Consider the following 22,686-nt stretch of genomic DNA (forward strand, 5'->3'; position numbering starts at 1 on the left):
AGCGGGCCAGTCCCCAAACATGGTGAGATCAGGCTCATTCCAGCCTGATCTCTGCTGAAATAGTCCAATCCGAACAATTGGTGGACCGCGACTGGCTATGCGGACGTGTTGTCCAGAGCTTCCCTAAGTACTCTAAGCAGTGCACAGCGCAAAGCAGGGATCTGTAACCCAATTACACCCCTACGTTTGGGTTCTGGATGACGAACGGCAGCCGATCAGCGCTTCCGAAACTGAACACCGCGTTGTCCAGGAACGGCAATGAGACGGGCATCGATCAGCGCCGTTCTGAAGACAGGCAGTCGGAGCCCAGAAAACCGCAGCCTGGCAGCCACGCAGAGGAATGCAGGCGAGAGACGCTTCAAGGCTGGCCGCATCGACGGCCTTGAGCCGCCGCCATGGCCCAGGCTGGACCCGGAGGCTTGGCCTGGCTCAGTCAGGTTTGAAATCGAGGGAGGCCGAGTTCACGCAGTAGCGCATCCCGGTGGGGGAGGGACCATCGGTGAACAGGTGGCCCAGGTGGGCCTCGCAGCGGGCGCAGCGGATCTCGGTGCGGACCATGCCGTGGCTGCGGTCCTCGACCGTGGTGATCGCCGCCGGATCGAGGCCGTCGAAGAAGCTGGGCCAGCCGGTGCCAGACTCGAACTTGGCCTGGGAGCTGAACAGCCCGGCCCCGCAGCAGACGCAGCGGTACTGACCTGCCTGCTTGTGGTTCCAGTACACCCCGGTGAAGGCCCGCTCGGTGCCGCCGCAGCGGGCCACCTCGTACTGCTCGGGGGTGAGCCTTGAGCGCCAGTCCTGATCGGCCAGCGGCGTTGCTGCCAGCGCTGGATCGCTGGAGACTGAATCGGAGCTGGCCATGGGCCGGGGCGTCAGAAGGGCTTGTCCTTAGGCTAATCCGCAGGCAGCAGCTCCCGCACCATCGCCGCCAGGGCCGCCACTGCTCCGGGGCGGCCCCGCAGGCTGCGCAGGTCATCACGTTGGCCCGCCAGCCGTTCCGGGTGGGCCAGCCAGTCGGCGGCTTCCGCGGCGATCTGCTCCGGCCAGATCGCCCCGACCCGCTCCGGCACCACGCTGCGACCGGCGGAGATGTTCGGCCAGGCCAGGAAACCCCGCTGGCGCATCCGCCAGGCGGTCAGGGCCACGCCGATCAGCCAGCGCAGCAACGGCAGCCGCGCCACCAGCCCCAGCCAGCCATCCCAGGCCTGCATCACATGCAGATGCTGGGTGGGCACCAGCACGATCATCGGCACCGCCAATGCCCCGAGTTCCGCCGTGTTCGCCCCCACCGTCGTCAGCGCCAGGGCGCACTGGCTGAGGGGCCCATGGGCCGGATGCTGCTCAACCAGCAGGATGCGCGTGCCCGCGCCGGTTTCGATCCAGTGCCGCCCATCCGCACCGACCGCCGCCAGGTGGGGCACACCGCTGCCGTAGTGGGCCTGCAGGGGGTTGGCCGGACCGCCGTAGCGCAGCAGCTCCGCCACCGAGCTGGTGGGGGCCACCGGCAGCAGGAACCGGCAGCCCGGCCGCAGGGCCGCCAGGCGGTCGGCGGTTTCCAGCAGAAACGGCATGCCCACCCTCAGCTTGGCCCGTTTCGAGCCGGGCAGCAGGGCCACCCAGTCACCCGGTGGCAGGGGATCCTCCGCCTGGGCCGTCGCCGAGAGATCCGCCATCAGATCTCCCACCACGGTGCAGCGCCCTCGCCAGCGGGGGGAGAGGCGCCCGGCCGCCTCCGGGCCCATCGCCGCAATCCGATCGTTCCAGCGGGGCCAGCGGACCACCCACTCGGCATAGGTGAGATGGCGGTAGCCCAGCCGGGCCGAGAGCAGCACCGTCCAGAACTGATCACCCCCCAGGAACACCACCACCCCCCGGGCCGGCCAGGGGCCGAAGCGGCGGGGATTCCAGAGCAGCGCCCAGAAGCGCCGCGCCGGAATGATGGCGTCGAACAGGCCCAGCCGCTTGGCCACCTGGGGTTCGGCGCCCGTGGCATTCGGGCAGGGCACCAGCACCAGATTGAGGCTGTTGCTGGCGTCGGCAGCCAGGGGCCTCAGGGGCAACTGTCGATGGAGCTGGTCGGCCAACGGCCTGACCCAGGTGGTCAGTTCCCCGGGGCCATTGCAGACCAGCACGATCGCGGCGGCGGCGGGCTGCCTGGTCAAGCTGGCTGCCTGCTCAAACGGTCAGGAAGAGAAATGCGGATGGCGAGACTTGAACTCGCAAGGCCGAAGCCACACGCCCCTCAAACGTGCGTGTCTACCAATTCCACCACATCCGCGTGGCCATCAGGAGCGAGGCTCCCTCCGGCTGGTCAATATACCGATCGCCCGCCCCGCCCCCCGCACCGGGCCAGGGCCCAGAGTCATGACTGATACAGTCCGCAGCGGCCAAGATTCCCCAGGGATGCCCATCGGCAAGCTGCTGATCGCCAACCGCGGCGAAATCGCCCTGCGCATCCTGCGAACCTGTCGGGAGATCGGCATCGCCACCGTGGCCGTCTACAGCACGGTGGACCGCAACGCCCTGCACGTGCAGCTGGCCGATGAGGCGGTCTGCATCGGCGAGGCCCCGAGCAGCAAGAGCTACCTCAACATCCCCAACATCATCGCGGCGGCGATCTCCCGCGGCGCCGATGCCATCCATCCCGGCTACGGCTTCCTGGCCGAAAACGATCGCTTCGCCGAGATCTGCACCGCCCACGGCCTCACCTTCGTGGGCCCCTCCGCCGAGGCGATCCGCGCCATGGGGGACAAGGCCACGGCCAAGGCCACCATGCAACGCGTTGGCGTGCCCACGATCGCCGGCAGCGCCGGGCTGCTGGAGCATCCCGCCCAGGCCGCCGAGCTGGCCGCCGCCATGGGCTACCCGGTGATGATCAAGGCCACCGCCGGCGGTGGGGGCCGGGGCATGCGCCTGGTCGAACGCGCCGACCAGCTCGACGGACTGTTCAAGGCGGCCCAGGGGGAGGCGGAAGCGGCCTTCGGCAACCCGGGCCTCTACATCGAGCAGTTCATCGATCGGCCCCGCCACGTGGAGATCCAGGTGCTGGCCGATCGCCACGGCAACGTCGTGCACCTCGGCGAGCGCGACTGCTCAATTCAGCGCCGGCACCAGAAACTGCTGGAGGAGGCCCCCAGCCCCGCCCTCGATCCGGAGCTGCGCCGCCGCATGGGCGAGGCGGCGATCACCGCCGCCCGCAGCATCACCTACGAGGGGGCAGGCACCGTGGAATTCCTGGTCGACCGGAACGGCAACTTCTTTTTCATGGAGATGAACACCCGCATTCAGGTGGAGCATCCCGTCACCGAAATGGTCACCGGTATCGACCTGATCGCCGAACAGTTGCGGATCGCCGGCGGCGAACCCCTCACCCTGCGCCAGGACGACATCCAGCTTCGTGGCCACGCGATCGAGTGCCGCATCAACGCCGAGGATCCCCAGCACAACTTCCGCCCGGCCCCCGGCAGAATCACCGGCTGGCTGCCCCCGGGCGGGCCGGGGGTCCGGGTCGACAGCCACGTTTATACTGGCTATGAAATTCCCCCCTTCTACGACTCGCTGATCGGCAAGCTGATTGTCTGGGGCAAGGACCGCGACGCCGCCTTGAAGCGCATGCGGCGGGCCCTCACCGAGTGCGCCATCACCGGCATCCCCACCACGATCGAATTCCATCTCGCCCTGCTGGAGCGGCCCGAGTTCCAGCAGGGCGAGGTGCACACCAAGTTCGTCGAGCAGGAGATGCTGGTCCCTTAGCCTGAGGCCAGCGCCGCACCCCGCTGGGCCAGCTGGCTGAGCAGGCCCTGCTGGCCCACCAGGAGTTCCCGCAGCAGGCTGATCAGCCCCACCCAGATCACCGGCGTGACATCGACGCCGCCGATCGGTTGAATCCAGCGCCGGCTCGCCACCAGCAGGGGCTCGGTGGGGGCTCCGATCAACCGCATCACCCCCTGGCTCAGGTCGATCTGGGGGTACCAGCTCAGCACGATGCGGAAGAGGAACAGCAGGGTCCAGGCCGCCAGCAGCAGGCCCACCAGGAGGTTCAGGGCGGGCAACAGGCGCAGCAGCGCGGGAGTGGCCGTCACAAAGCCCTAAGCAGGGGAGATCCCATCGTAGGAAGCGACCACCTTTGCCTAGGATCCGATTCGGATTACCAGCGCCATGACTCCCTCCCTCTCCAACTTCCTGAGCAGCCTCGGTTGGGGCGCCGTGATCGTGGTGGTTCCGATCACCCTGGCCCTGATCCTGATCAGCCAGACCGACCAGGTGGACCGCAAGCTCTGAGCCCTGCATCCCCCGAAGGCTGGCAGCTCCGGGCCAGGTCCCTAAGCTGTCGTCACGGGTCCCGACATCGAGACCATGATCAGGCCTTCAGACTGAGGATTTTCAGACGTGGTTAATGCCAGCCTGAACTGGGCAAGCATCGTCGGCATCGTGCTGGCCGTCGGTGGAGCCTTCCTGTATTTCATGCGGAGCTTCAAGCCCGCCCTCGCCCGCGACTACGACGTCTTCTTCGCGGCCATCGGCCTGCTCTGCGGCGGCATCCTGTTCTTCCAGGGCTGGCGGCTCGATCCGATCCTCCAGTTCGGCCAGTTCCTGCTGGCGGGCACCACCGTCTTCTTCGCCTACGAGAGCGTGCGGCTGCGGGGTGTGACCACCGAGCAGGCGCGCCGCTCCTCCTTCTTCGATGACGACGAACCTCTGCCGGAGCGGGGCCGCATGGGAGGTGGCGACTGGGCCGCGGATCCAGACCGGCTTGACGAGCCCCAACCGCTGCGGCGGCGGATCCGCTCCCGCGAAACCGAGCCCCCCCAGGCCCAGGACGAGGACTTCTACCGTCCGCGACGGCCGCCGGCCCGCACCGCCATCCCCGAACGGGCCGCCAGCCGCCGCCCGGCCGACCGCGGCGACTGGACTGACGAACCGGTGACCGCCACCGGCCCCCGCCCCGACCCGTTCCCGCCGGCCTCCCCCCGCTCCCGCTTCAGCGCCGGTGCTAGCAGCCCATCCGCCAACGCCTTCGGCGACCGCCGCCGGGACCGTGACGGAACCGCCGAACCCCGCCGCGGCAGCCGTCCGGTGTCCAGTGCCGATTCCCTGCCCCGCTCCAGCCGGAGGTCCCCGGACCCCTCCGATCCCGCCACACCCCCCGGGGTCCCCCAAGGCACGCCGCTTCGCAGTGCCCCGGGTCCCGGCCGGCTCGAAGGTCGCGGAGACCAGGCCAGCGCCACCGCGGTCAGCGATGCCGATTACACCCCGCTCCGCCCAGCCTCCCCAGGCCGTGCCGTTGCCCAGGGCCGCACGCCGCCGCCGCGAGACAACAGCTCACGCTTCGACGACTGAGCCAGCCCCTGCCGGTGATGGGTCCATCCCTGGTGGCCCTGGCCCTGATCCCTTTCGCCCTGCTGGGCTGCAGCGGCCCCTGGGGGCTGAACCGGCGCCCGGCGCCACCCGTCGGCTTCGGCCTCCAGAGCCGGCAGGACCCAGCCCTGAGTGGCGATGGTCGGCTGCTGGCCAGCCTGGTCGAGCGCGATGGCCGCAGCAGCCTGCTGCTTCAGGAGCGTGAAAGCGGCAGGGTGCTGCCCCTGCGCACGCTGAATGGCCAGCAGCCCCACAGCTCCCCCACGCTCAGCTGGAGAGGCCGCTACCTGGCGGTGATCGTGCAGCGGGGTGAACGGCGCCTGGTGGTGATCGAGGACCGCGCCACCGGCCGGCCCCTTCCCCTTCCCCTTCCGGGCGGCCAGGAGCCCGAGCGACTCAGCCTGGCCCCGGACGGCCGCCGTCTGGCCGTGCAGTTGGTGAACGGCGGCCAACGGCGGGTGGAGGTGTTCGATCTCAGCGGCCTGCTCGAGCCCGACCTGCCGGCGGGACTGGCGGTGCCAGGGCGATGACGAGACAGCTGGTCCTGGTCGCAGGGCTGCTGCTGGTCGGTCTGGCCGGCTGCAGCGCCTCCCCCCTGCGGCAGCTGGGGCCGATCAACCAGGCCCTGGAGCAAGCTGGCACGGGACGCGAGCCCTCCCTGGCCGGGGAGTGGCTGGCCTTGATCAGTGGTCGGCAAGGCCGCGAGCTGGTGCTTCTGGTGGATCTACGCACCAACCGACCGGTTCCCGTGCCGGGCCTGAACCGGCCCGATGCCCAACCGTTGAGCGTCAGCGTGGATGGCAGCGGTGAGCGGCTGGCGCTGGTGCGGCAGCGGGAGGGCCGCACCGAACTGGGCCTGTACCGCCGCTCGATCCAGGGGTTTCAGCTTCTGCCCGTGGAGCCTGCCGGGGTGCCGCGCCAGGTGAGCCTCAGTGGGGATGGTCGCCTCCTGGCAGTCCAGGTGAGCCGGGGCGGGATCTGGCAGGTTGATCTGCTGGAGCTGCCTTAGGGCACCAGGCCCGCCCAGTGCAGGAAGGTGTCACCGCTGAGGGCCTCGATCAGCAGCACGGCGGCAAAGCCGAGCATGGCGAAGCGGCCGTTGATGCGCTCGGCGTAGGCGCTCCAACCGAAGGCCGGGTCCTCGGGCGGAATCTCGGTTGGGGGCTGGCCAGGCAGCTGGCCTGAAGGCTGGGCAGAAGGCCCGGGGGAGTTGCTGGATTTCACAGGGTTCAGGCGCGGTTGAAGTCATAGCCGGCGGCCGGCAGCAGGCGCCAGTTGCCGTTGCCATCCAGTTCCAGAACGGTGTCATGGAAGGCGGCGAGGGTGGGGCGGTGACCAACGCTCACGAAGGCGATCTCCCGCTCGATCAACAAGGCATAGAGGTGCTTTTCCGTGGTGACGTCGAGGGCACTGGTGGCCTCGTCGAGCACCACGAAGCGGGGGGAATTGAGCAGCAGCCGGGCGAAGGCGAGGCGCTGCTGCTCGCCGAGCGAGAGGATCCGCTGCCAGTCCTGCTTGATGTCGAGATCGGGGTAGCGGCTCACCAGCTCCGGCAACCGCACCTCCTCGAGCACGTTGCGGAGATGGCCATCGCTGAACCGCTCCGGCTGCTGGGGGTAGCAGAGCTGCTCCCGCAGGCTGCCCAGGATCATGTAGGGCTTCTGGGGAATGAACAGCAACTCCGCCAGGGGGGGACGCCGGATCGAGCCAGCGGCAGGAGGCCAGAGGCCACTGACCAGGCGGAGGAAGGAGGTCTTGCCACAGCCGCTGGGACCCACCACCAGCAGGCGCTGGTTGGCGGCCACCTCAAGGCTGATGTCGTGGATCAGCAGGCGGTCGCTGCGGGGGGGAACCAGGTCGGCGTGGATCACCTGGATCGTGCCCTGGGCTTCAGGGACCAAAGCTGGTTCCTCGCCAGCCTGGGGAGAGGCGGCGGCATTGATCTCGTCGACCTTGACCTGAAAGCCCTCCAGCCGGCTGATGCTGGCCGAGAAGGCCGCCAGGCGATCGATGTTGTTGACGATGTAGCTGACCGAGAACAGCACCTGGGAGAAGGCGATGCTGGCCTGGCCGAACACACCGAAATCCACCTCTTTGGCGAAGTAAACGGGGGCGATCACCAGCCAGGGCAGGAAGCGGGAGAAGTAGTCGTAGGAGCGCTGGATCACCTGAATCAGGGCTTCCCAGATGATCAGGCGGTCGTAGTTGACGATCGCCCCGCCCAGGCGGCGCTCGGCCTCCTTGCCCTCCTGGTTTTCACCGCGATAGAAGGCGATCGATTCGGCGTTGTCGCGGATGTGGACGAGGCCGTAGCGGAAATCCGCCTCCAGCTTGAGCTGCTGGTAGTTGAGGGCCACCAGTTTGCGGCTAGCAAACACGATCAGAGCCGTGCCGCCCACGGAATACACCAGCAGCAAAACGGCGAGATTCACGCTGATGTTCCACAGCACGATCACGAAGCTCACGAAGGTGAGCAGGGCCGCCAGGATCTCCACGGTCACACTCAGGCTGGTGCCGGTGAAGCTGGCCGTGTCCTGGGAGATCCGCTGGTCCGGGTTATCGATCTCCTCGATCGATTCGTCGTTGGGATTGAGGACGTAGTAGGCCCTGTTGGAAAGGTAGCGGCCCAGCAGGCGGGTGCTCAGCCACTTGCGCCACAGCAGGCCGAGTTTCGGGATCAGGTAACTCTGGATCGCCCGGATCGGCAAGGCCAGCACCAGGCAGAAGGCGTAGATCGCCACGATCTTCCAGAAGCCGTCCTGGTCGTAGGCCACCAGGGCGTTGTCGACATTGCGGGCAATGAAGCTGATGCCCACGTTGATGCCGTTGATCACCAGGATCAGCAGGGCGATCACCCCCATCAGCAGCCAGGGCAACCAGCGGCCCTGGCGCAACTTGGCCCGCAGGCTGCCGAAGGCCACCAGCCCGGCGGCGAACAGGGCCATGATCAGCGGCCCGATCGGCCCGCTCCAGAGGGCGGCCACCTGCTCGGGGACCCCCGGCAGGAAACGGCTGCGCAGCTCGGGAATCAGGCTGCCGCTGATCGCCACCGCCGCGGTGAGCAGCAGCAGGGTGAGGCCCACCACCACCGCCAGCAGGGACACCACCAGCAACAGGAACTGCCAGGAACTGCTCTCCTCCAGGGGAAGGAAGTAGGGCTGGGCCAGGCGCTGCAGCTTGCCGAGCTGGTCGCGGAAACCCTTCAGGACACTCATGGACCGATCCATCTGGCGCCATTGTCGCCGTTGGCCTATCCGGGCGGCCAGGCCAGGGGGCGGCCCCCGATCACATGCAGATGGAGATGGAACACGCTCTGGCCGGCCTCGGCGCCCGAGTTGATCACCGTGCGCCAGGCGTCCAACCCCTCCAGCCGGGCCACCTTGGCCGCCACCAGAAGCAGGTGGCCCAGCAGGGCCTGGTCGGCCTCGCCGGCGTCAGCCAGGTTCACCAGGGGGTGGCGCGGAATCACCAGGACATGCACCGGCGCCTGGGGCTGCACATCCCGGAAGGCCAGGCAGAGATCGTCGTCGTAGACCTGATCGCAGGGAATCTCTCCCCGCAAGATGCGCCCGAAGATCGTGGTGGTCACTGGCGGGGGTGGGACAGGCGGGGAACTGGTGCGGTGTCCCCGGGCGGTTGGTTTGATGTTGGCACGGTGCGGCAGCGCAGGGCATCACCGAGCCGTGCACGCACCTGGCGAACCACTTGGTTGAAGCCATCCGGCAGCTGAGGGGCTGAGATGCATGGAAGCTGGAGGATGGCCTGCCTCAGAAGTTGCGGCCTGCGGCCGGCATCCGTCGCAGGCGCTGCGGAGTTGATTTGCGCCCCCGGGGCTGGAGAAGATCAGCAGGCCAGCACTGGCCTGGAATCGGGAGGGCACGGCTGGCGCCGACAGGAGATGCTGAAGTGGAGGCAGCTGATGAAAGGCCTTTGCATCGGCACAGCGGGCATTGGCATTGACACATCCGCTAAGATTCTAACAAATTGGATGGATACGTTCTTTGGAACGGCTCCAATGCTCGCCATCCCCTGAGGTTCAGGCTCATGAGCTCCCCATCCTTCATTGGCCTCAAGTCAGCCCTCCCCAGGGTTCTCGTTGGTGCCGCCCTGCTCGGCGGAGCCGGCTCCTTGTTAACGGCTGGCTCGGCTCGGGCGGCCTGCAATGACGTTGTCCCCTTCAGCGATTGGTCTACCGGCACTGTGCTCACCTGTGACGATAAACAATTTATCTTCACATCATCTTCTGGTATAACCGATCCTGGGCTTGCAACAGTAACCGCCAGTGGGCTTGGCCAGAACTATGCATTGAATTTGAGTTTTGGGACGTTTGACTCTACTTCTACATTTACTCTCAACTACGACGCAATCATCACAGATCCAAGCTTCGCCTTCGAAGCGGTTGCCCTTGACACAGATGTTAATCCTTTTGCTCCTAATGAAGTTCTGACTGCCACTTTTACGGGATTCTCCCCTCCCGTCGTGCTGACGAGCACCAATGGAACTCCTGACTCAAGCCCAGGAGCAGGTGCGCCGACAATCTTGAATGTCGCCAATGTGTACAACTCCAACGGAGGTACTATTTCCAGCGTGACAACCTCTTTCGAACAAGTCCAGCAAGTCCAAGTCCCAGCACCCCTTCCCATCCTTGGCGCCGGCTTCGCTTTCGGCTTCAGCCGCAAACTTCGCAGCCGCATCAAAACACGCAACCAGGCCTGATCCAGGTTTGTTCGTGTTGGTCGGTCGAATCAGTGATCCCTGATCAAGATTGTAGTTAGGCCCTGCGAAAAGCAAGGGTCTTTTCTTGTGTCTCCATTTCACCTCTGGCTCTGGGCAACCCTTCGCCCACCTTGGAGCAGAACGGGATGGGTGTGTTGGCTGGAAGTTTCGATCTCCCCGTTCCCGCTCGGGGTGCCCCCGAGTCAGGATGGGCTGGTGCTTCACTGGGCTGGATGCTAACCAACAGCAGCGCCAGACTCAGAATGCAAGGCTGGCCCCATGACGGAACCTTCATGGGCGCCTGACGGTCAGCAGGTCTCTACCTTTTAGATACCTGCTGACCAAGGAGATGGAGATGGCTGGCTCACCGCAGGATGCGCCCGAAGATCGTGGTGGGCACTGGCGGGGGTGGGACATGCGAGGAATTGGTGCGGTGTCCCCGGGCGGTTGGTTTGATGTTGGCACGGTGGAATCGGCGCCAACCGTCGGGGTCTGGAGGTCGCCGAAGCGAACGTCGCTCCGGGCTATGGACGGGAATCCCCCGTCAACGGAACTGGGGCAGGGAAGCGATGCGCATCAGCAAGGTGGGGCGCTGGGGGGCCGACTGGCCGATCCCCGCAAAGCCAACCGCAAAGAAGCCAGCCACTAGCGCATCACGAATGGCCTTCAGCAGCCAGTTCTGCCAACTCTTGGAGAGTTCGGATTTTACCTTCTTCTCTGCTGCCTTGATCTGTGGCCGCAGGACATCACTGAGCCGTGCACGCACCTGGGGGAGCTCTTGGGCGAAACGGTCGGGCAGCTGAGGGGCGGAGATGCCGGGAAGCTGAAGGATGGCTTGCCGCAGGGCAAGCTCGGTGGTAGAGCTTTCAATAGCTTTGCTGGCCTGGCTGAGCTGTTGCAACCTCCTGTTGGCATCCTCGCCCGCGCTGCGAAGCTGATTCGCTCCCGCATAGGTTTGTAGAGGGATCAACAGGACAAAGCCGAACGCAGCCCAGATCGACAGTGCACGCACACGCCGCATCGAACGGACGAACATTACAACGGAGGGCTTCATGAAGCCCGCAAGCACGACCAAGGTGGCTCCGAGCAATGGCAAAAAAGCACCTTCCCTCAGGGTAGCGCTGAGCCGCAACTGCCAAGCAGATAGATAGAACAGAACCGGCCAGAATAAGGCCAGGATTGTTGCAGCATAAGCCCCGAGAAGGGCAAACCCGGTCCAGTAGAGCAGAGTGGCAATCTCCAAACGCTGGCGCCGCCGAAGCCTCACTTCCACCTCAAACTCAATTGGATCCATGGAGCACCAACAAAAAAACAAGCAGTTGCGTCGCGCCGGGTGGCGTGATTTGAGCAACCTTAGGCCCAATCATACTTTAGAATAGAAGAACATGAGCTGAGGATGAACTTGATATCAGCGTCTTGTAAAGACTAGCTGTGCACATGCGGCCTGGCTCGACCCCTGACATTGATAAAACCCATCGCCTTCTGCTAAAATTCCCACAATAAAAGGTTTTAGCCCAACGCGACCGACCAACATCGGCACCCTCCATCGTCCATGCTTCACACCCTGAAGATTCCGGCGAGAACATCGAGAAACTTCTGGCTGCTCACCGCTGGCCTGGTAGCCCTCCACAACCTCTGGGTGATACAAGCCACCCAAGCAGCACCCTCCTTGATGGTCTTTACATTGTTGTGCTGGTGGGGAGCCCTGACCTGCATGGAAGATCGCCTGGACTCCCTGAGGCCGAGTCCATCCTGGGCATCGCTGTTGACTGGAGCGTTAATTCTCATCTGGTGCTTGATGCGAAGTTCCCTGATCCTGGATCGAGACAGCATGATCTACATCATCGGTGTGCTGCAAGTCATCGCGCTCGCCTTTTTCTGCAAGCCAATTCGATTGGTAGCTGTGTTCTGGCAACAGCTTCTGATTCTTTCCCTGGTTCCCCTGTCATTGCTTGGTAGACGTTTTTACCCCGAGGGTGCCTTCAGCATCATTACCGCCAGGATGGCTCAAGCATGGCTCAACATCCTTGGTTTTGATGCCACCAATGTCGGCAGGGTCGTCACAATCAACCAGCAAGCCTCCGTTACTGTTGCTGGCCCCTGCACTGGCTATGAGCAGATGTCGCAGGTGATGGCCATCGCTGTGATCTTCTTGCTGGCTTTCCCATTGCGCAAAGGTCATCATCAAGCCCTGATTCTTCTGATTGCTCCATTGATTGCCATTCTGTGCAACACCTTTCGGATCGCCCTTCTCAATGTTATGGTTTACAGTGAAGAGGCTGGAGAGTCAGGTGATCATTGGTGGTTTGATTTTTTCCATGATGGTGAAGGATCGCTGATCTTTTCTTTGATGGCCGTCTTCCTGTTCTCCTGGAGTTATCTAAAGGTGCTAGATCGAGAGCTGGCCTCCTGATCTGCTTTGCGTGATCCGTACGTTCGAGCCTGCCTAGCCACAGCCGCAGCCACCGTAAGTGTTGGCCTGCTTCAGGTGATCGTTTTCCCCCGCTGGCCAAGGATCAATGCCACCGGAATCGATCTCTTGGCCCTGCAGGGGAAGCGGGTGGCATCCCATCGCTTGCTGTTGCCCGCACTGGGCTCGGCAACCGTGGCCCAGAGCGCCCTCCATGAGTTTTCGATTCCACTGGGAACTGTGAAGGAGCCAATACAGCCTGATGCCAGGAGAGACATCCTGCTTCGTATCAGGCTGCTGGAGCCAAGGAACTGGCGCGCCTTTCAGGTGGCCGATGTCACCGCCGGCATCAGCGCCTTGGAGATTAAGCAGCGGACGCTGAATGTTCTTAATGACGATGAACTGGCCAAGGGACAGATCATGGGTAAGCCAGCCTTGCAAACCTGCCTCAGAGAGAAGGGGAATGGAGTTGTCACCCAAAAATCCTTCTTCGCCCTTTCGTTTGAGGAGCCTCTACTCAGCAGGCAACAACAACTTTTGCGGATACTCGGCTTAAGGCAGAATCGCATCCATCAATGCCTTCTGGTGACGCTACAAGTTCCTCAGAACGAGAAGGATGCAGCGGCTGAACTGATTAGAACCTGGAAACAGCTACGCCCCAGCCTGGCTGCACACCTCACCAAGATGACACGCAACTCTTCGGCCCTTTTTTAAATCCAAGACACAAGGACTTGAGGCGACGTCACTGCTCAGGGGGCAGAGCGGGCCCTGAGCTGACCCGATAACAAGCCAAGGCATCGTTAGCATTTCTGAGGGCGGCGTGGAGGCAGCACCCCGGTCCGATTGAAATAGTGTTACAACCGCTCGGGCCAGGGCTTTGAGCAATGGGATCGCTTTGCACCTTTCTCTACCGCTCTGCCAGACTCCGTCTCTGACGCTACCGACCTCGACCAGCTTTGAGGGGCTGCTCCAAAATTGGCCCGATGTAAAAATCGAAGGAATTTACCTTAAGGCCCCAAGAGCCCTCTGACCGCCGACCAGCTGACCGATGAGCACTGGAAAGCCTGTGCGAACCGATGGATGTGTTGAAATCTAAAAAGAAGGGGGTCAGCAGACCTTCCGCCTGGGGACATGAAAGAATATAAGCGAGCATATCATCGATTATGATTGAGTGCAATCACTGCATTGGGATAGGCCCGTGACGACCTCAAGGCGCTCTTCTCGTAATCATTCTGTTGTACTGCTTTGATCAACAGTGCTGGATTCTTTCTGCACGCAGGCTCTGCCTATGCGGCCTGTGGTAGGCCCATTTCAGTCTCGAGATGGGCTAGCGGCAATCCCCTGACATGTGACAGCATCGAAGTTACGTACGTTAGCAACACAGCCAATCGAGGCTCAGCGAATGTTGTTGTAAGCTACTTATCTGAAAGCTCTTTATTCAACATTCAGTCTGCAGGGCCACCCACTCTAGACTTCGCTCAACTTGCTTACGACGTCACCATTGACCTTGGCAGGTTCTTTGAAGAAGTTTCTTTAACTAGCAATATAAATCCCTTTTTTGCTTACTCGGTCCTTGATGCAACATTCGAAGGAGGCATGGCTGACATTATTATTCAAAATCTCAGTGGTTCAACTTCCGTTTCATCCCCTTTGACAGGGAGCCCGTCATCCTTAACGGTCAACAGCGTCTACACAAGCATCGGAGGACTGAATAGTTCTATTACATTTGGCTTCCGACAAGGAACTACACCAGTAAATGTGCCCGCCCCCCTTCCGATTCTTGGTTTAGGCGTAGCTCTTGGCTTTAGCCGCAAGCTACGCAACCGTATCAGAACTCGCTATCAGGATTGATCCAAATTCGGTTTGATTCTGCTTTCGAGCGCTGAGGTTTTCGAGGACTGACCAATCGCAGCTGAAGCCTCAGCATCAACGGCTGGCTGCAGGCCGGCATCTTTATGAGCCCCTAATGACACCCCAGCAGGATGCGCCCGAAGATCGTGGTGGTCACTGGCAGGGGTGGGACAGGCGGGGAACTGGTGCGGTGTACCCGGGCGGTTGATCTGATGTTGGCACGGTGCAGCAGCGCCGCCCTGCGGGGGCTGGAGGCCGCCGAGGTGAACGTGGAGGTGGACATCGCGCCGGGACTGCCGGGCCTGCAGATCGTCGGCCTGGCCGACGCGCCCGGCCGCGAATCCCGCGAACGGGTGCGCGCGGCCCTGCGCAACAGCGGCTTCCGCGTCCCCCTCACCCGGGTGATCATCAGCCTGGCGCCTGCCGATCTGCGCAAGGAGGGACCGGCCTTCGACCTGCCGATCGCCCTCGGCCTGCTGCTGGCCAGCGGCCAGCTGGCACCGGAGCGGCTGGAGGGGGTCTGGAGTGCGGGAGAGCTGGGCCTCGATGGCAGCCTGCGGCCGGTGCGCGGCGTGCTGGCCCTGGCCCTGGCCGCACGCCGCGGCGGCGCCAGGGCCCTGGTGGTGCCGGCCGCCAATGGACCCGAAGCGATGCTGGTGGAAGGTCTGGTGGTCTGGCCCGCCGAGGGGCTGAGCCAGGTGGGCGCCCTTCTGGACGACCCCGTCCGGGCCAGTCCCTGCCGCCCTGCCGCCGCCCTGGCCGCCGCCCCTCCACCTCTTGAGCTGGCCGAGGTGCGGGGGCAGGCGCACGGACGGCGGGCCCTGGAGATCGCGGCGGCGGGCAACCACCACCTGCTGCTGGTGGGGCCACCCGGCAGTGGCAAAACGATGCTGGCCCGACGGCTGGCTGGGCTGCTGCCGCCCCTGCCCCACGCCGAAGCCCTCGAAACCACCCAGGTGCATTCGGTGGCGGGTCTGCTGCGCCCGAACACCGCCCTGCTCCAGCAGCGACCCTTCCGCGCCCCGCACCACAGCTGCACCGGCAGCGCCCTGATCGGCGGCGGCGCCATCCCGAGGCCGGGGGAACTGTCGCTGGCCCACAACGGCGTGCTCTTTCTCGACGAACTCACCGAGTTCCGCCGCGAGGTGCTCGACCAGCTCCGTCAACCGCTGGAGGAAGGGGAGGTGTGGATCAGCCGCAGCCGGGAGCGCAGCCGTTTCCCCTGCCGGGTGACCCTGGTGGCCGCCACCAACCCCTGCCCCTGCGGCTGGTTCGGCGATCCCCAGCGGGCCTGCAGGTGCGGGGAAGCCCAGCGCCAGCGCTACTGGTCGCGCTTGTCGGGGCCCCTGCTGGACCGCATCGACCTGCAGGTGGTGATGCGCCGGCTGGAGGCCGACGACCTGGTGCAGCCCTACGCGGTGGGGCGGGCGGACGGGGTGGAGCGGCGAAGCACCCAGGCGGTGGGGCAGCGGGTGGCCGCGGCCCGCCAGCGGATGGTGAGCCGCAACCCGGGGGGCTGCCCCAACGCCGGCCTGGTCCGTGCCGATCTGCAGAGGCACTGCCGGCTCTCGCTCGAGGGCCTGGACCTGTGGCGACAGGCGATCCAGGGACGGCGGCTGAGCGCCCGCTCGGCGGAGCGGCTGCTGCGGGTGGCCCGCAGCCTCGCCGATCTGGAGGATCGGGAACGGGTCGAGCCGGCCCATCTGGCCGAAGCGCTCACCTACCGCTCCTTCGATCAACTCCAGACCACGGAGCCAGGCGGTAACTAAGGCCTGTAGGGATCGTGCTTGTAGGCCTGCATACCGATCTTCGGAGGCAGGTGGGATTTCTCCTCCCGGGGATCACCGAAGGCGTGGGTGATCGCCTCTCCGAACCAGCGCCGTAAGCCGTCAATGAATGGGGTCATGGGACCTGCTGCCATGGAGGTCAACCCCAATCTGGGCCCACCAAGGTGGCCATGGCATCGGTGTTTTTACCTGGTCCCGGGGTTGTCCCTTGGCCTGAGTTCAGCGGCGGCGCCGGCGTTGCTGGGCCTTGCGCTTGTACTTCTCGACCGGGGTTTCGTGGTGACGCAGGCGCTTGAGGTCGGCAAAGATGCCCGCCTTGGACACCTGCCGCTTGAAACGGCGCAGGGCCGATTCAATTCCTTCGTTTTCGCCGACGGTGACCTGGGTCATGAACCACGCAGAGGGGCTTAATAGAGCCCAATGTAGCAACCGCCTCCCCGAGCAATCCGATCAGGGCGCCTTGGGCAGCGGCGGCGGGGTGGCCCCACCGGGTGGCTTGACCCCATTGGCTGCTGGCACGGCCGGGAGCGGCACGGGCTCTGCCTTCGGCAATGGCTTCGCCTTCGGCAATGGCTCTGGTTTCAGCAACGTTTCGGCTTTCGGCTGGGCACCCTGGGAGGGTGTGGCCGGCTTCGGCGGACCCTCGCTGGCGGAAGCGGCGGCGGTCGGCCAGGTTTCGCGGTAGAGGTAGAGGTGGCCGAGGGCGCGGTTGCCGAAGTGGCGCCGCATCAGCTTCCAGCCCGGTTCGGGGACGAACAGCAGGAAGCCGGCGTCATGGCCCTGGGTGCGCGCCACCACCATCTCCGGGCCGCTCTGGTTGCGAGTGGGGGCTGCCAGCAGCAGGTTGTCGTTGCCGCTGCGCACCACGCTGAGCCGGTACACCGTGGCCAGATCCGCTCCGCCGACCCGCACGGAATAGCCGTTGGCATCCAGGTAGCGGCTGCAGATGCCGGTGAAATCGAAGCTGCCCAGCAGGGGATCCACCCGGGCCGGGCTGGCGCCGGAGGTGGCGAAGCAGGGCCGGCGGTCGGTGATCTGCTCATAGATGTTGAGCTGGGCGCGGCTGCCATCGCCGATCGGCGCGGCCACCAGCACGAACCGCTCCTGCGGCACCTCCCGCGCTCCGAACAGGGTCTGGACCTGGAGCTGGGCCTGGGCGCCCGCCGCCCGGGGCAGGGCCGTGGCCAGGGCGGGCGCCAGGCAGGCCAGCCCCGCCATACGGAGCGTCAGGCAAGCCAATCGCTTCACAGCAGGGAGCAGCAAGGGGGCCCCGATCGTAGAAGTGGGCCCGGAGGCCGTCAGGGGCCTTCGGCCGGCAAGTTGAGACGAATCGCGACCAGCAGGCTGATCAGGGTGCCCGGCAGGCAGGCGGCCAGGATCAGCCGGGTGGTGCTCACCCCCAGATCGGGTTCGCCATAGGCGAGTTCGAACACCGAGCCGGTGGCGGCGATGCCAAGCAGGCAGGCCAGGGCCAGGAAGACCCCGGCGAGGGGTTTCATCGGCATGGGGGCGCTCTCAGCGAAGGGAATGGACGGCGTCGCGGCGAAAGCCGTGTTCCTGCAGCTCCTCGTTGAGGCTGAGCTCATCGGTGACCCGGTCAACGAAGAGCACCCCGCTGAGGTGGTCCATCTCGTGCTGGATGCAGCGGGCGAGCAGGCCATCGGCCTTGAGGCGACGCGGCCGGCCGTGCTCATCGCGGAAGCTCACCTCGATCGTGCTGGGGCGCACCACCGAGAGGTACACCCCGGGGATGCTGAGGCAGCCCTCCTCGTAGGTGTCGAGGGAGGCGCTGGCCGAGCCGATTTCCGGGTTCACCAGCACCATCGGCGGGGTGGCGGCGTTCTCAGGATCCAGATCGATCACCAGCAACTGCTTGGGCACCCCCACCTGGGGAGCCGCCAGGCCGATGCCGTGGGCGGTGTACATGCTGCGCAGCATGTCGCGGGCCAGCTCGCGCACCGTTTCATCCACCTTGCTGATCCGTTTGGCCGACTGGCGCAACACCTGATCTCCCAGGGTGTGAATGAGAAGGGGGGGCTGCTCGAGCGCCTCCTTGGGAACCTGGACGCTGCGGCTGGTCTGCTCCGCCTGGCGGGCCATCCGGGCGAAGCTGCTGGCCAAAGACATCACCTGAAACGATGGGGAGATTGTAGAAGCCGCCGGAGGGCGCCAAGCCGTTGGGAAACCTGCCTCTGGGGGGCCCGCTGGCAGCGGCGGCGGTGGTCGGACGCCATCCGGTCGTGCTCGAGCCGCGGTGGCACCAGGGCCGGCTCTTCTGGCTGGAGCAACGGCCCGGGGAGCAGGGCCGCACCACCCTGATGGGCCGCGCCACGCCGACGGCGGCGGTAATGGAGCTGACTCCAGCGGCCTGGAACCTGCGCAGCCGACTGCATGGCTTCGGCGGCGGCGCCTACGCGGTGGGGGCGTCGGCCGATGGAGCAACGGCCGTGGTGTTCAGCCATGACGGCGACCGTTGCCTCTGGTGCCTGGAACTGCCGGCTGCGGGAACCCTGGCAGCCGGGGAACCGCGGCGCCTGGGGGAACCCGCCGAGCGGGCCTTCGCGGGCGGGCTGATCGACGGGCGCCGCAGCCGCTGGATCGGGGTGATGGAGGAGAGTGGGCGCGACCAGCTAGTGAAGGTGCCCCTGGCCGGTGGAGAACCCGTGCCGTTGCACCAGCCCGCCGACTTCTGCGGCTACGCCGCGCTCAGCCCGGCCGGCACCCATCTGGCCTGGGTGGAATGGCAGCAACCGTTCATGCCGTGGGAGCGCAGCCAGCTCTGGCTGGGCCGCTTCACTGGCGCCGGGGGGCTGGAGGAGAGCCGCCCGGTCACCGGCGGCGAGGACTGCTCGGTGTTCCAGCCGCTGTGGCTGCCGAATGGCGATCTGGTGGTGGCCAACGACCGCAGCGGCTGGTGGAACCTGGAGCGGCTCGCGGGTGCTGAGCAGCTCCGAGAAGCCTGTGGCCCTACGGGCACCCAGCAGGCCCTGCTTTGGCAGCCGCTTTTGCCGATGGAGGCGGAGTTCGCCATGCCCCAGTGGGTGGAGGGGATGGCAACCACCGCCTGGGACGGGGAGCATCTGGTGGCGGCGGCCTGCCAGGCGGGGAGCTGGCGCCTCGGCCGGATCACCCTGCCGAGCACCGGTGACAGCCCAGGGGTGTGGAAGGACATCGACCTGCCCTTCGATGATCTGGCCAGTCTGCAGGCGGAGAACGGCCGGCTGGTGGCGGTGGCCAGTGGACCCACCGACGGATCCGGCCTGCTCGAGCTCGACCTGGGCAGCGGCGCCTGGAGCCACACGCCCGCCGCCGGCTCGCCCCCGTTGAGCGTGGAGGCGATTAGCCGACCCGAGGCGCTCTGGTTCACGGGACATGGCGGGCTGCCCACCCACGCCTGGTTTTACCCGCCCCACGGTGGCGCCCGGCCGGGGGCGCCCCTGCTCGTGAAGGGCCACAGTGGCCCCACCGCGATGGCGCGCACGGGCTTGAACCTGCTGACCCAGTTCTGGACCAGCCGCGGCTGGGGGGTGGTGGACGTGAACTACGGCGGCTCCACCGGCTTCGGGAGGTCCTACCGGGAGCGGCTCGCTGGCCAGTGGGGAGTGGTGGACGTGGACGATTGCGCCGCCGCCGCCCAGGCCCTGGTGGACGCTGGCAAGGCCGACCCCGGGCGGGTGGCGATCGAGGGGGGCAGCGCCGGCGGCTTCACGGTGCTGGCGGCGCTCTGCTTCACCGATGGGTTCCAGGCCGGGGCCTGCCGCTACGGCGTGGCTGATCTGGCCGCGTTGGCCACGGGCACCCACCGCTTCGAAGCCCGCTACCTCGATGGACTGGTGGGTCCCTGGCCGGAGGCGAAGCCGCTCTATGAGCAGCGCTCGCCCCTGTTCCATGCCGGCGCCATCACCTGCCCGGTGATCCTCTTCCAGGGGCTCAAGGACACGGTTGCTCCGCCGGAGCAGACCGAGCGAATGGCCCTGGCGCTGAGCGGCAACGGGATTCCGGTGGAGGTGCACCTGTTCCCCGAGGAGGGACATGGCTTCCGCAGCGGAGCGGTGCAGGTGGAGGTGCTGGAGGCCACCGAAGCCTTCTTTCGTCGCCACCTCGCCCTGTGATGGCGTTGCCGGAGGGTTGGGCCACCGCGATCGCCTGGCTGGCGGCGGCCACCGGGATCCTGGTGCTGCTGATGGCCTTCGCCCTTGCGATCGGCGGCAAGCTGGGGCTGAAGCGCTGGGGGATCCCGGAGGCCCTGCTGGCCGGCACTCTGGGGTTGTTGGTGGCGCCCTCGGGGGTTCTGCCGTTGATCCCGGCGCCGGTGATGGCCCTCTGGGATGACCTGCCACTGCCGCTGCTCACCCTCGTGTTCGCCACCCTGCTGCTGGGCAAGCCCCTGCCGAAACTGGCGGGGCTGTGGCGGCCCCTTTCGGGCCAGGTGCTGCTGGCGCTCACCCTGGCCTTTGGTCAGTACCTGGTGGCAGGCCTGGCGGTGCTGTTCGTGCTCCAGCCCATGCTGGGGGTGCACCCGCTGATGGCCTGCCTGATCGAGGTGGCCTTCGAGGGGGGGCACGGCTCGGCCGCGGCGATGGGACCCAGCTACGCCAGCCTCGGCTTCTCCAGCGGTGAAGCCCTGGGGCTGGCGATGGCCACGGTGGGTCTGCTGGCCGCCTCGGTGGTGGGAGGCCTCGTGGTGGTGCTGGCCCGCCGCCGCCAGGGGTTGCTGGGCCAAGGATCTGCGGACGGTGGGATGGCGGAAGCGGCTGAACCCGCCGCTGCACCGGGCGGCGCGTCACCCCCGGGCCCGGCGGCCTGGGCTGTGAACCTGGCCCTGGCCGGGGCGGCGGTGCTGGTGGGGGCGGCGATCCTGGAGCTGCTGCGCTGGCTGGCGCCCCTGCTCGGCGGCGGCTTCACCGCGGTGGTGGAGGCGCTGCCGGTGTTTCCCCTGGCGATCGCCGGCTCGCTGCTGGTGCGGCTGCTGCTGGAGAAAACGGGTCAGCAGGGCCTGGCCTCGGCCGCGGTGCAGGGCCAGGTCGGCGCCATCTCGGCGGATCTGCTGATCACCGCCGCCACCGCCTGCCTGGACCTGAGCCTGCTGCGCCACGACTGGGTGTCGTTGAGCGTGCTGGCGGTGGCCGGGCTGGGCTGGAACCTGGCGGTGGTGCTGCTGCTGGCGCCCCGCTTTCTGCCGCCCGACTGGTTCGAGCGGGCGATCATCGAATTCGGCCAGGCCACCGGCGTGGCGGCCAGCGGCCTGCTGCTGCTGCGCATGGCCGACCCGGACGACCGCAGCGACGCCCTGCCGGCCTTCTCGATCAAGCAGCTGCTGCTGCAACCGTTCCTGGCCGGCGGCGTGATCACGGTGGTGGCGCCCCTGGCGATCGACGGCTGGGGGCTGCCAGCCTGGACGGCTCTCTGCCTGGGGCTGGTGGTGGTCTGGATCGGGCTGGGGTTGGTGCTCGGGCGGCGGTGAGGGCCCTCATCAAGGCCCCAGGGCTCCCACCGGAACCAGCACACCGCCATGCCGTCGTCGCTCGGAGTCATGCACGGTGTCACCGATTTTCAGGGGCTTGATTCCTGGGGAGGTTCTGCAGCGGTTCGAGCTTGATCGAGCAGCCGTGCCGTCTGACGGAGCCCAGCTGCTGCCGCATCAGGACTCGGACTCGGCAGCGCGGGGAAGTAGGAGGAGTCCGTGAGGTTGCCCGCGGCCATGAGATGAACGAGATCCCCAACTGGAGTTGGGCTCTCAATCGCCTGTTCGGCCTGGTGGAGAAGCAGGGCGGGCATCCGGTGGTGGCACAGCACACGCCGGATCTCGACGCTCTAGCCACCTTGCTGCCCGCAACGGCTGCCGATCCGGTGCACCGCATCCTCTACCAGGAAAAGGGTGGTGAATCCACCTCCTACCTGGTGGCGATGGAAGCGGCCCAGCTGCTGCGGATCCTCCAAGTCCCGCGCGAGCAGCGGCAGGTGTTGCACTGGCGGCGTGAGGCCCGCGAGCGGGTCGTGAGTGCAACAGAGCGCCGCAATCGGGATCTGGGCCTGGCGCAGCAACGCCAGTTGGGGCTGAACCTCTATGACACCACCCTCAGCCAGTTGCGCACCGTGCCCCCGGCGCTGGCGGTGGATCGATGGCTGTTGGAGCAGCTGCCGGAGCTGAGAGGGCGGCAGGCGTCCTTCCTGAGACAGCAGTGCCAGGAGCTGGCGGAAGGTCTGGTGCTGGGACTGGATCAACGCATCCCGCCCTTGGTGCTGCAGGCCAACCGGGCCATGGATGCGGCCTATGCGATCCATGCGGCCGAGCTGATTGGTCTGCCGGAGTTGTCGGCTCCTTTCCGGGGGAGCCCCTGGGAGGTGCTGGCGAAAGAGCTGCTGGATCTCACCGTGCCATCAGCGCCGGAGAATGCCGCGCGGTCAGATCCAGACCGGCAGAGGATCAACGCCTGGGCCGAGAAGCTCGGCATCGGCCCCTGGTACCAATGGGTGCCAGCGGATCCCAGAGGCGATGAAGGCCCATGACCGCAACCAACCCCATGCGGTGCTGTTCGGTCTCGATCACAAGGGGCTGATGGAGGC

General features: G+C 66.0%; 24 protein-coding genes and 1 tRNA gene. 12 read left to right on the plus strand and 13 right to left on the minus strand.

The window, feature by feature from the left end:
- Window positions 1-429 precede the first annotated feature (429 nt).
- The 3 genes from msrB to KBY66_RS12675 form a co-directional block, all read right to left on the minus strand.
- Complete coding sequence (gene msrB, locus KBY66_RS12665) at window positions 430-858, minus strand: peptide-methionine (R)-S-oxide reductase MsrB (protein WP_255089949.1); 429 nt, start codon at window positions 856-858, stop codon at window positions 430-432.
- A 32-nt stretch (window positions 859-890) separates the two neighbouring features.
- Entirely contained in the window at window positions 891-2,159 is a 1,269-nt protein-coding gene (locus KBY66_RS12670; protein WP_255089950.1) for a glycosyl transferase, read from the minus strand.
- Window positions 2,160-2,193: 34 nt separating this feature from the next.
- A tRNA-Leu gene (locus KBY66_RS12675) sits at window positions 2,194-2,275 on the minus strand.
- A 125-nt stretch (window positions 2,276-2,400) separates the two neighbouring features.
- Here KBY66_RS12675 and accC point away from each other — a divergent pair.
- Entirely contained in the window at window positions 2,401-3,750 is a 1,350-nt protein-coding gene (accC, locus tag KBY66_RS12680) for an acetyl-CoA carboxylase biotin carboxylase subunit (protein ID WP_255089951.1), read from the plus strand.
- On the opposite strand, the gene KBY66_RS12685 is transcribed toward accC, so the two are convergent.
- A complete protein-coding gene (locus tag KBY66_RS12685; RefSeq protein WP_255089952.1) occupies window positions 3,747-4,079 on the minus strand; it encodes a YggT family protein in 333 nt (110 codons plus the stop codon). The two genes, accC and KBY66_RS12685, sit on opposite strands and share 4 nt — an antisense overlap.
- A 76-nt stretch (window positions 4,080-4,155) precedes the next feature.
- Between KBY66_RS12685 and psbX the strand changes: the two genes are divergently transcribed.
- The 4 genes from psbX to KBY66_RS12705 all read left to right on the plus strand — a co-directional run bounded on the left by psbX (window position 4,156) and on the right by KBY66_RS12705 (window position 6,364).
- Window positions 4,156-4,278 (plus strand): photosystem II reaction center X protein, encoded by a 123-nt coding sequence (gene psbX, locus KBY66_RS12690; protein WP_255089953.1) that lies wholly within the window; start codon window positions 4,156-4,158, stop codon window positions 4,276-4,278.
- Between the two features lie 108 nt (window positions 4,279-4,386).
- Complete coding sequence (locus tag KBY66_RS12695) at window positions 4,387-5,337, plus strand: Ycf66 family protein (protein WP_255089955.1); 951 nt, start codon at window positions 4,387-4,389, stop codon at window positions 5,335-5,337.
- A 17-nt stretch (window positions 5,338-5,354) separates the two neighbouring features.
- Window positions 5,355-5,885: a TolB family protein gene (locus tag KBY66_RS12700; RefSeq protein WP_255089957.1), complete on the plus strand. Its 531-nt coding sequence runs from the start codon at window positions 5,355-5,357 to the stop codon at window positions 5,883-5,885.
- A complete protein-coding gene (locus KBY66_RS12705) occupies window positions 5,882-6,364 on the plus strand; it encodes a TolB family protein (protein ID WP_255089958.1) in 483 nt (160 codons plus the stop codon). The genes KBY66_RS12700 and KBY66_RS12705 overlap by 4 nt, the downstream gene beginning before the upstream one ends.
- Here the strand turns inward: KBY66_RS12705 and KBY66_RS12710 are convergent.
- From KBY66_RS12710 to KBY66_RS12720, 3 genes are read right to left on the minus strand one after another with little or no spacing between them, the layout of a single operon-like run.
- Entirely contained in the window at window positions 6,361-6,531 is a 171-nt protein-coding gene (locus KBY66_RS12710) for a chlorophyll a/b-binding protein (protein ID WP_255089999.1), read from the minus strand. The genes KBY66_RS12705 and KBY66_RS12710 overlap by 4 nt on opposite strands.
- 53 nt (window positions 6,532-6,584) lie before the next feature.
- Window positions 6,585-8,570: an ABC transporter ATP-binding protein/permease gene (locus KBY66_RS12715; RefSeq protein WP_255089959.1), complete on the minus strand. Its 1,986-nt coding sequence runs from the start codon at window positions 8,568-8,570 to the stop codon at window positions 6,585-6,587.
- Between the two features lie 35 nt (window positions 8,571-8,605).
- Window positions 8,606-8,944: a histidine triad nucleotide-binding protein gene (locus tag KBY66_RS12720; RefSeq protein ID WP_255089961.1), complete on the minus strand. Its 339-nt coding sequence runs from the start codon at window positions 8,942-8,944 to the stop codon at window positions 8,606-8,608.
- 455 nt (window positions 8,945-9,399) lie between these two features.
- Between KBY66_RS12720 and KBY66_RS12725 the strand changes: the two genes are divergently transcribed.
- A complete protein-coding gene (locus KBY66_RS12725) occupies window positions 9,400-10,071 on the plus strand; it encodes a hypothetical protein (protein ID WP_255089962.1) in 672 nt (223 codons plus the stop codon).
- Between the two features lie 544 nt (window positions 10,072-10,615).
- Here the strand turns inward: KBY66_RS12725 and KBY66_RS12730 are convergent.
- A complete protein-coding gene (locus KBY66_RS12730; RefSeq protein WP_255089963.1) occupies window positions 10,616-11,365 on the minus strand; it encodes a hypothetical protein in 750 nt (249 codons plus the stop codon).
- Window positions 11,366-11,623: 258 nt separating this feature from the next.
- Here KBY66_RS12730 and KBY66_RS12735 point away from each other — a divergent pair, with 258 nt between their 5' ends.
- The 3 genes from KBY66_RS12735 to KBY66_RS12745 all read left to right on the plus strand — a co-directional run bounded on the left by KBY66_RS12735 (window position 11,624) and on the right by KBY66_RS12745 (window position 16,101).
- Entirely contained in the window at window positions 11,624-12,484 is an 861-nt protein-coding gene (locus tag KBY66_RS12735) for an archaeosortase/exosortase family protein (RefSeq protein WP_255089964.1), read from the plus strand.
- Between the two features lie 75 nt (window positions 12,485-12,559).
- Window positions 12,560-13,195: a hypothetical protein gene (locus KBY66_RS12740; protein WP_255089965.1), complete on the plus strand. Its 636-nt coding sequence runs from the start codon at window positions 12,560-12,562 to the stop codon at window positions 13,193-13,195.
- 1,349 nt (window positions 13,196-14,544) lie between these two features.
- Entirely contained in the window at window positions 14,545-16,101 is a 1,557-nt protein-coding gene (locus tag KBY66_RS12745) for a YifB family Mg chelatase-like AAA ATPase (protein WP_255089967.1), read from the plus strand.
- Here the strand turns inward: KBY66_RS12745 and KBY66_RS12750 are convergent.
- The 5 genes from KBY66_RS12750 to def form a co-directional block, all read right to left on the minus strand.
- Window positions 16,098-16,238, minus strand: coding sequence for a hypothetical protein (locus KBY66_RS12750; RefSeq protein ID WP_255089968.1), 141 nt, complete (start codon window positions 16,236-16,238; stop codon window positions 16,098-16,100). The two genes, KBY66_RS12745 and KBY66_RS12750, sit on opposite strands and share 4 nt — an antisense overlap.
- A gap of 100 nt (window positions 16,239-16,338) precedes the next feature.
- Window positions 16,339-16,509, minus strand: coding sequence for a 30S ribosomal protein S21 (gene rpsU, locus KBY66_RS12755; protein WP_010304532.1), 171 nt, complete (start codon window positions 16,507-16,509; stop codon window positions 16,339-16,341).
- Window positions 16,510-16,569: 60 nt separating this feature from the next.
- The gene (locus tag KBY66_RS12760; protein WP_255089970.1) at window positions 16,570-17,337 is read right to left on the minus strand and encodes a DUF3747 domain-containing protein; all 768 of its coding nucleotides are present in this window, start codon (window positions 17,335-17,337) and stop codon (window positions 16,570-16,572) included.
- An 80-nt stretch (window positions 17,338-17,417) separates the two neighbouring features.
- A complete protein-coding gene (locus tag KBY66_RS12765; RefSeq protein ID WP_255089971.1) occupies window positions 17,418-17,624 on the minus strand; it encodes a hypothetical protein in 207 nt (68 codons plus the stop codon).
- A gap of 10 nt (window positions 17,625-17,634) precedes the next feature.
- Complete coding sequence (gene def / locus KBY66_RS12770) at window positions 17,635-18,240, minus strand: peptide deformylase (RefSeq protein WP_255090000.1); 606 nt, start codon at window positions 18,238-18,240, stop codon at window positions 17,635-17,637.
- 65 nt (window positions 18,241-18,305) lie between these two features.
- Between def and KBY66_RS12775 the strand changes: the two genes are divergently transcribed.
- From KBY66_RS12775 to KBY66_RS12785, 3 genes are all read left to right on the plus strand, one after another.
- Window positions 18,306-20,231, plus strand: coding sequence for a S9 family peptidase (locus tag KBY66_RS12775; protein WP_399225503.1), 1,926 nt, complete (start codon window positions 18,306-18,308; stop codon window positions 20,229-20,231).
- Entirely contained in the window at window positions 20,231-21,583 is a 1,353-nt protein-coding gene (locus tag KBY66_RS12780) for a sodium:solute symporter (RefSeq protein WP_255089974.1), read from the plus strand. Before KBY66_RS12775 ends, KBY66_RS12780 begins: the two co-directional genes overlap by 1 nt.
- Window positions 21,584-21,825: 242 nt before the next feature.
- Window positions 21,826-22,629 (plus strand): hypothetical protein, encoded by an 804-nt coding sequence (locus tag KBY66_RS12785; protein ID WP_255089975.1) that lies wholly within the window; start codon window positions 21,826-21,828, stop codon window positions 22,627-22,629.
- Window positions 22,630-22,686: the final 57 nt, after the last annotated feature.

The sequence above is a fragment of the Synechococcus sp. Tobar12-5m-g genome, from assembly GCF_024345415.1.
Taxonomy (GTDB): domain Bacteria; phylum Cyanobacteriota; class Cyanobacteriia; order PCC-6307; family Cyanobiaceae; genus Regnicoccus.

Bases quoted from the DNA above. Each gene is read 5' to 3' on its own strand.
- KBY66_RS12745 (WP_255089967.1), top strand. From the start codon at position 14,545: ATGTTGGCACGGTGCAGCAGCGCCGCCCTGCGGGGGCTGGAGGCCGCC.
- KBY66_RS12785 (WP_255089975.1), top strand. From the start codon at position 21,826: ATGAACGAGATCCCCAACTGGAGTTGGGCTCTCAATCGCCTGTTCGGC.
- KBY66_RS12715 (WP_255089959.1), bottom strand. From the start codon at position 8,570: ATGAGTGTCCTGAAGGGTTTCCGCGACCAGCTCGGCAAGCTGCAGCGC.
- msrB (WP_255089949.1), bottom strand. From the start codon at position 858: ATGGCCAGCTCCGATTCAGTCTCCAGCGATCCAGCGCTGGCAGCAACG.
- accC (WP_255089951.1), top strand. From the start codon at position 2,401: ATGCCCATCGGCAAGCTGCTGATCGCCAACCGCGGCGAAATCGCCCTG.
- KBY66_RS12750 (WP_255089968.1), bottom strand. From the start codon at position 16,238: ATGACCCCATTCATTGACGGCTTACGGCGCTGGTTCGGAGAGGCGATC.
- KBY66_RS12760 (WP_255089970.1), bottom strand. From the start codon at position 17,337: ATGGCGGGGCTGGCCTGCCTGGCGCCCGCCCTGGCCACGGCCCTGCCC.
- KBY66_RS12735 (WP_255089964.1), top strand. From the start codon at position 11,624: ATGCTTCACACCCTGAAGATTCCGGCGAGAACATCGAGAAACTTCTGG.
- KBY66_RS12780 (WP_255089974.1), top strand. From the start codon at position 20,231: ATGGCGTTGCCGGAGGGTTGGGCCACCGCGATCGCCTGGCTGGCGGCG.
- KBY66_RS12765 (WP_255089971.1), bottom strand. From the start codon at position 17,624: ATGCCGATGAAACCCCTCGCCGGGGTCTTCCTGGCCCTGGCCTGCCTG.
- KBY66_RS12705 (WP_255089958.1), top strand. From the start codon at position 5,882: ATGACGAGACAGCTGGTCCTGGTCGCAGGGCTGCTGCTGGTCGGTCTG.
- KBY66_RS12730 (WP_255089963.1), bottom strand. From the start codon at position 11,365: ATGGATCCAATTGAGTTTGAGGTGGAAGTGAGGCTTCGGCGGCGCCAG.
- rpsU (WP_010304532.1), bottom strand. From the start codon at position 16,509: ATGACCCAGGTCACCGTCGGCGAAAACGAAGGAATTGAATCGGCCCTG.
- KBY66_RS12700 (WP_255089957.1), top strand. From the start codon at position 5,355: ATGGGTCCATCCCTGGTGGCCCTGGCCCTGATCCCTTTCGCCCTGCTG.
- psbX (WP_255089953.1), top strand. From the start codon at position 4,156: ATGACTCCCTCCCTCTCCAACTTCCTGAGCAGCCTCGGTTGGGGCGCC.
- KBY66_RS12725 (WP_255089962.1), top strand. From the start codon at position 9,400: ATGAGCTCCCCATCCTTCATTGGCCTCAAGTCAGCCCTCCCCAGGGTT.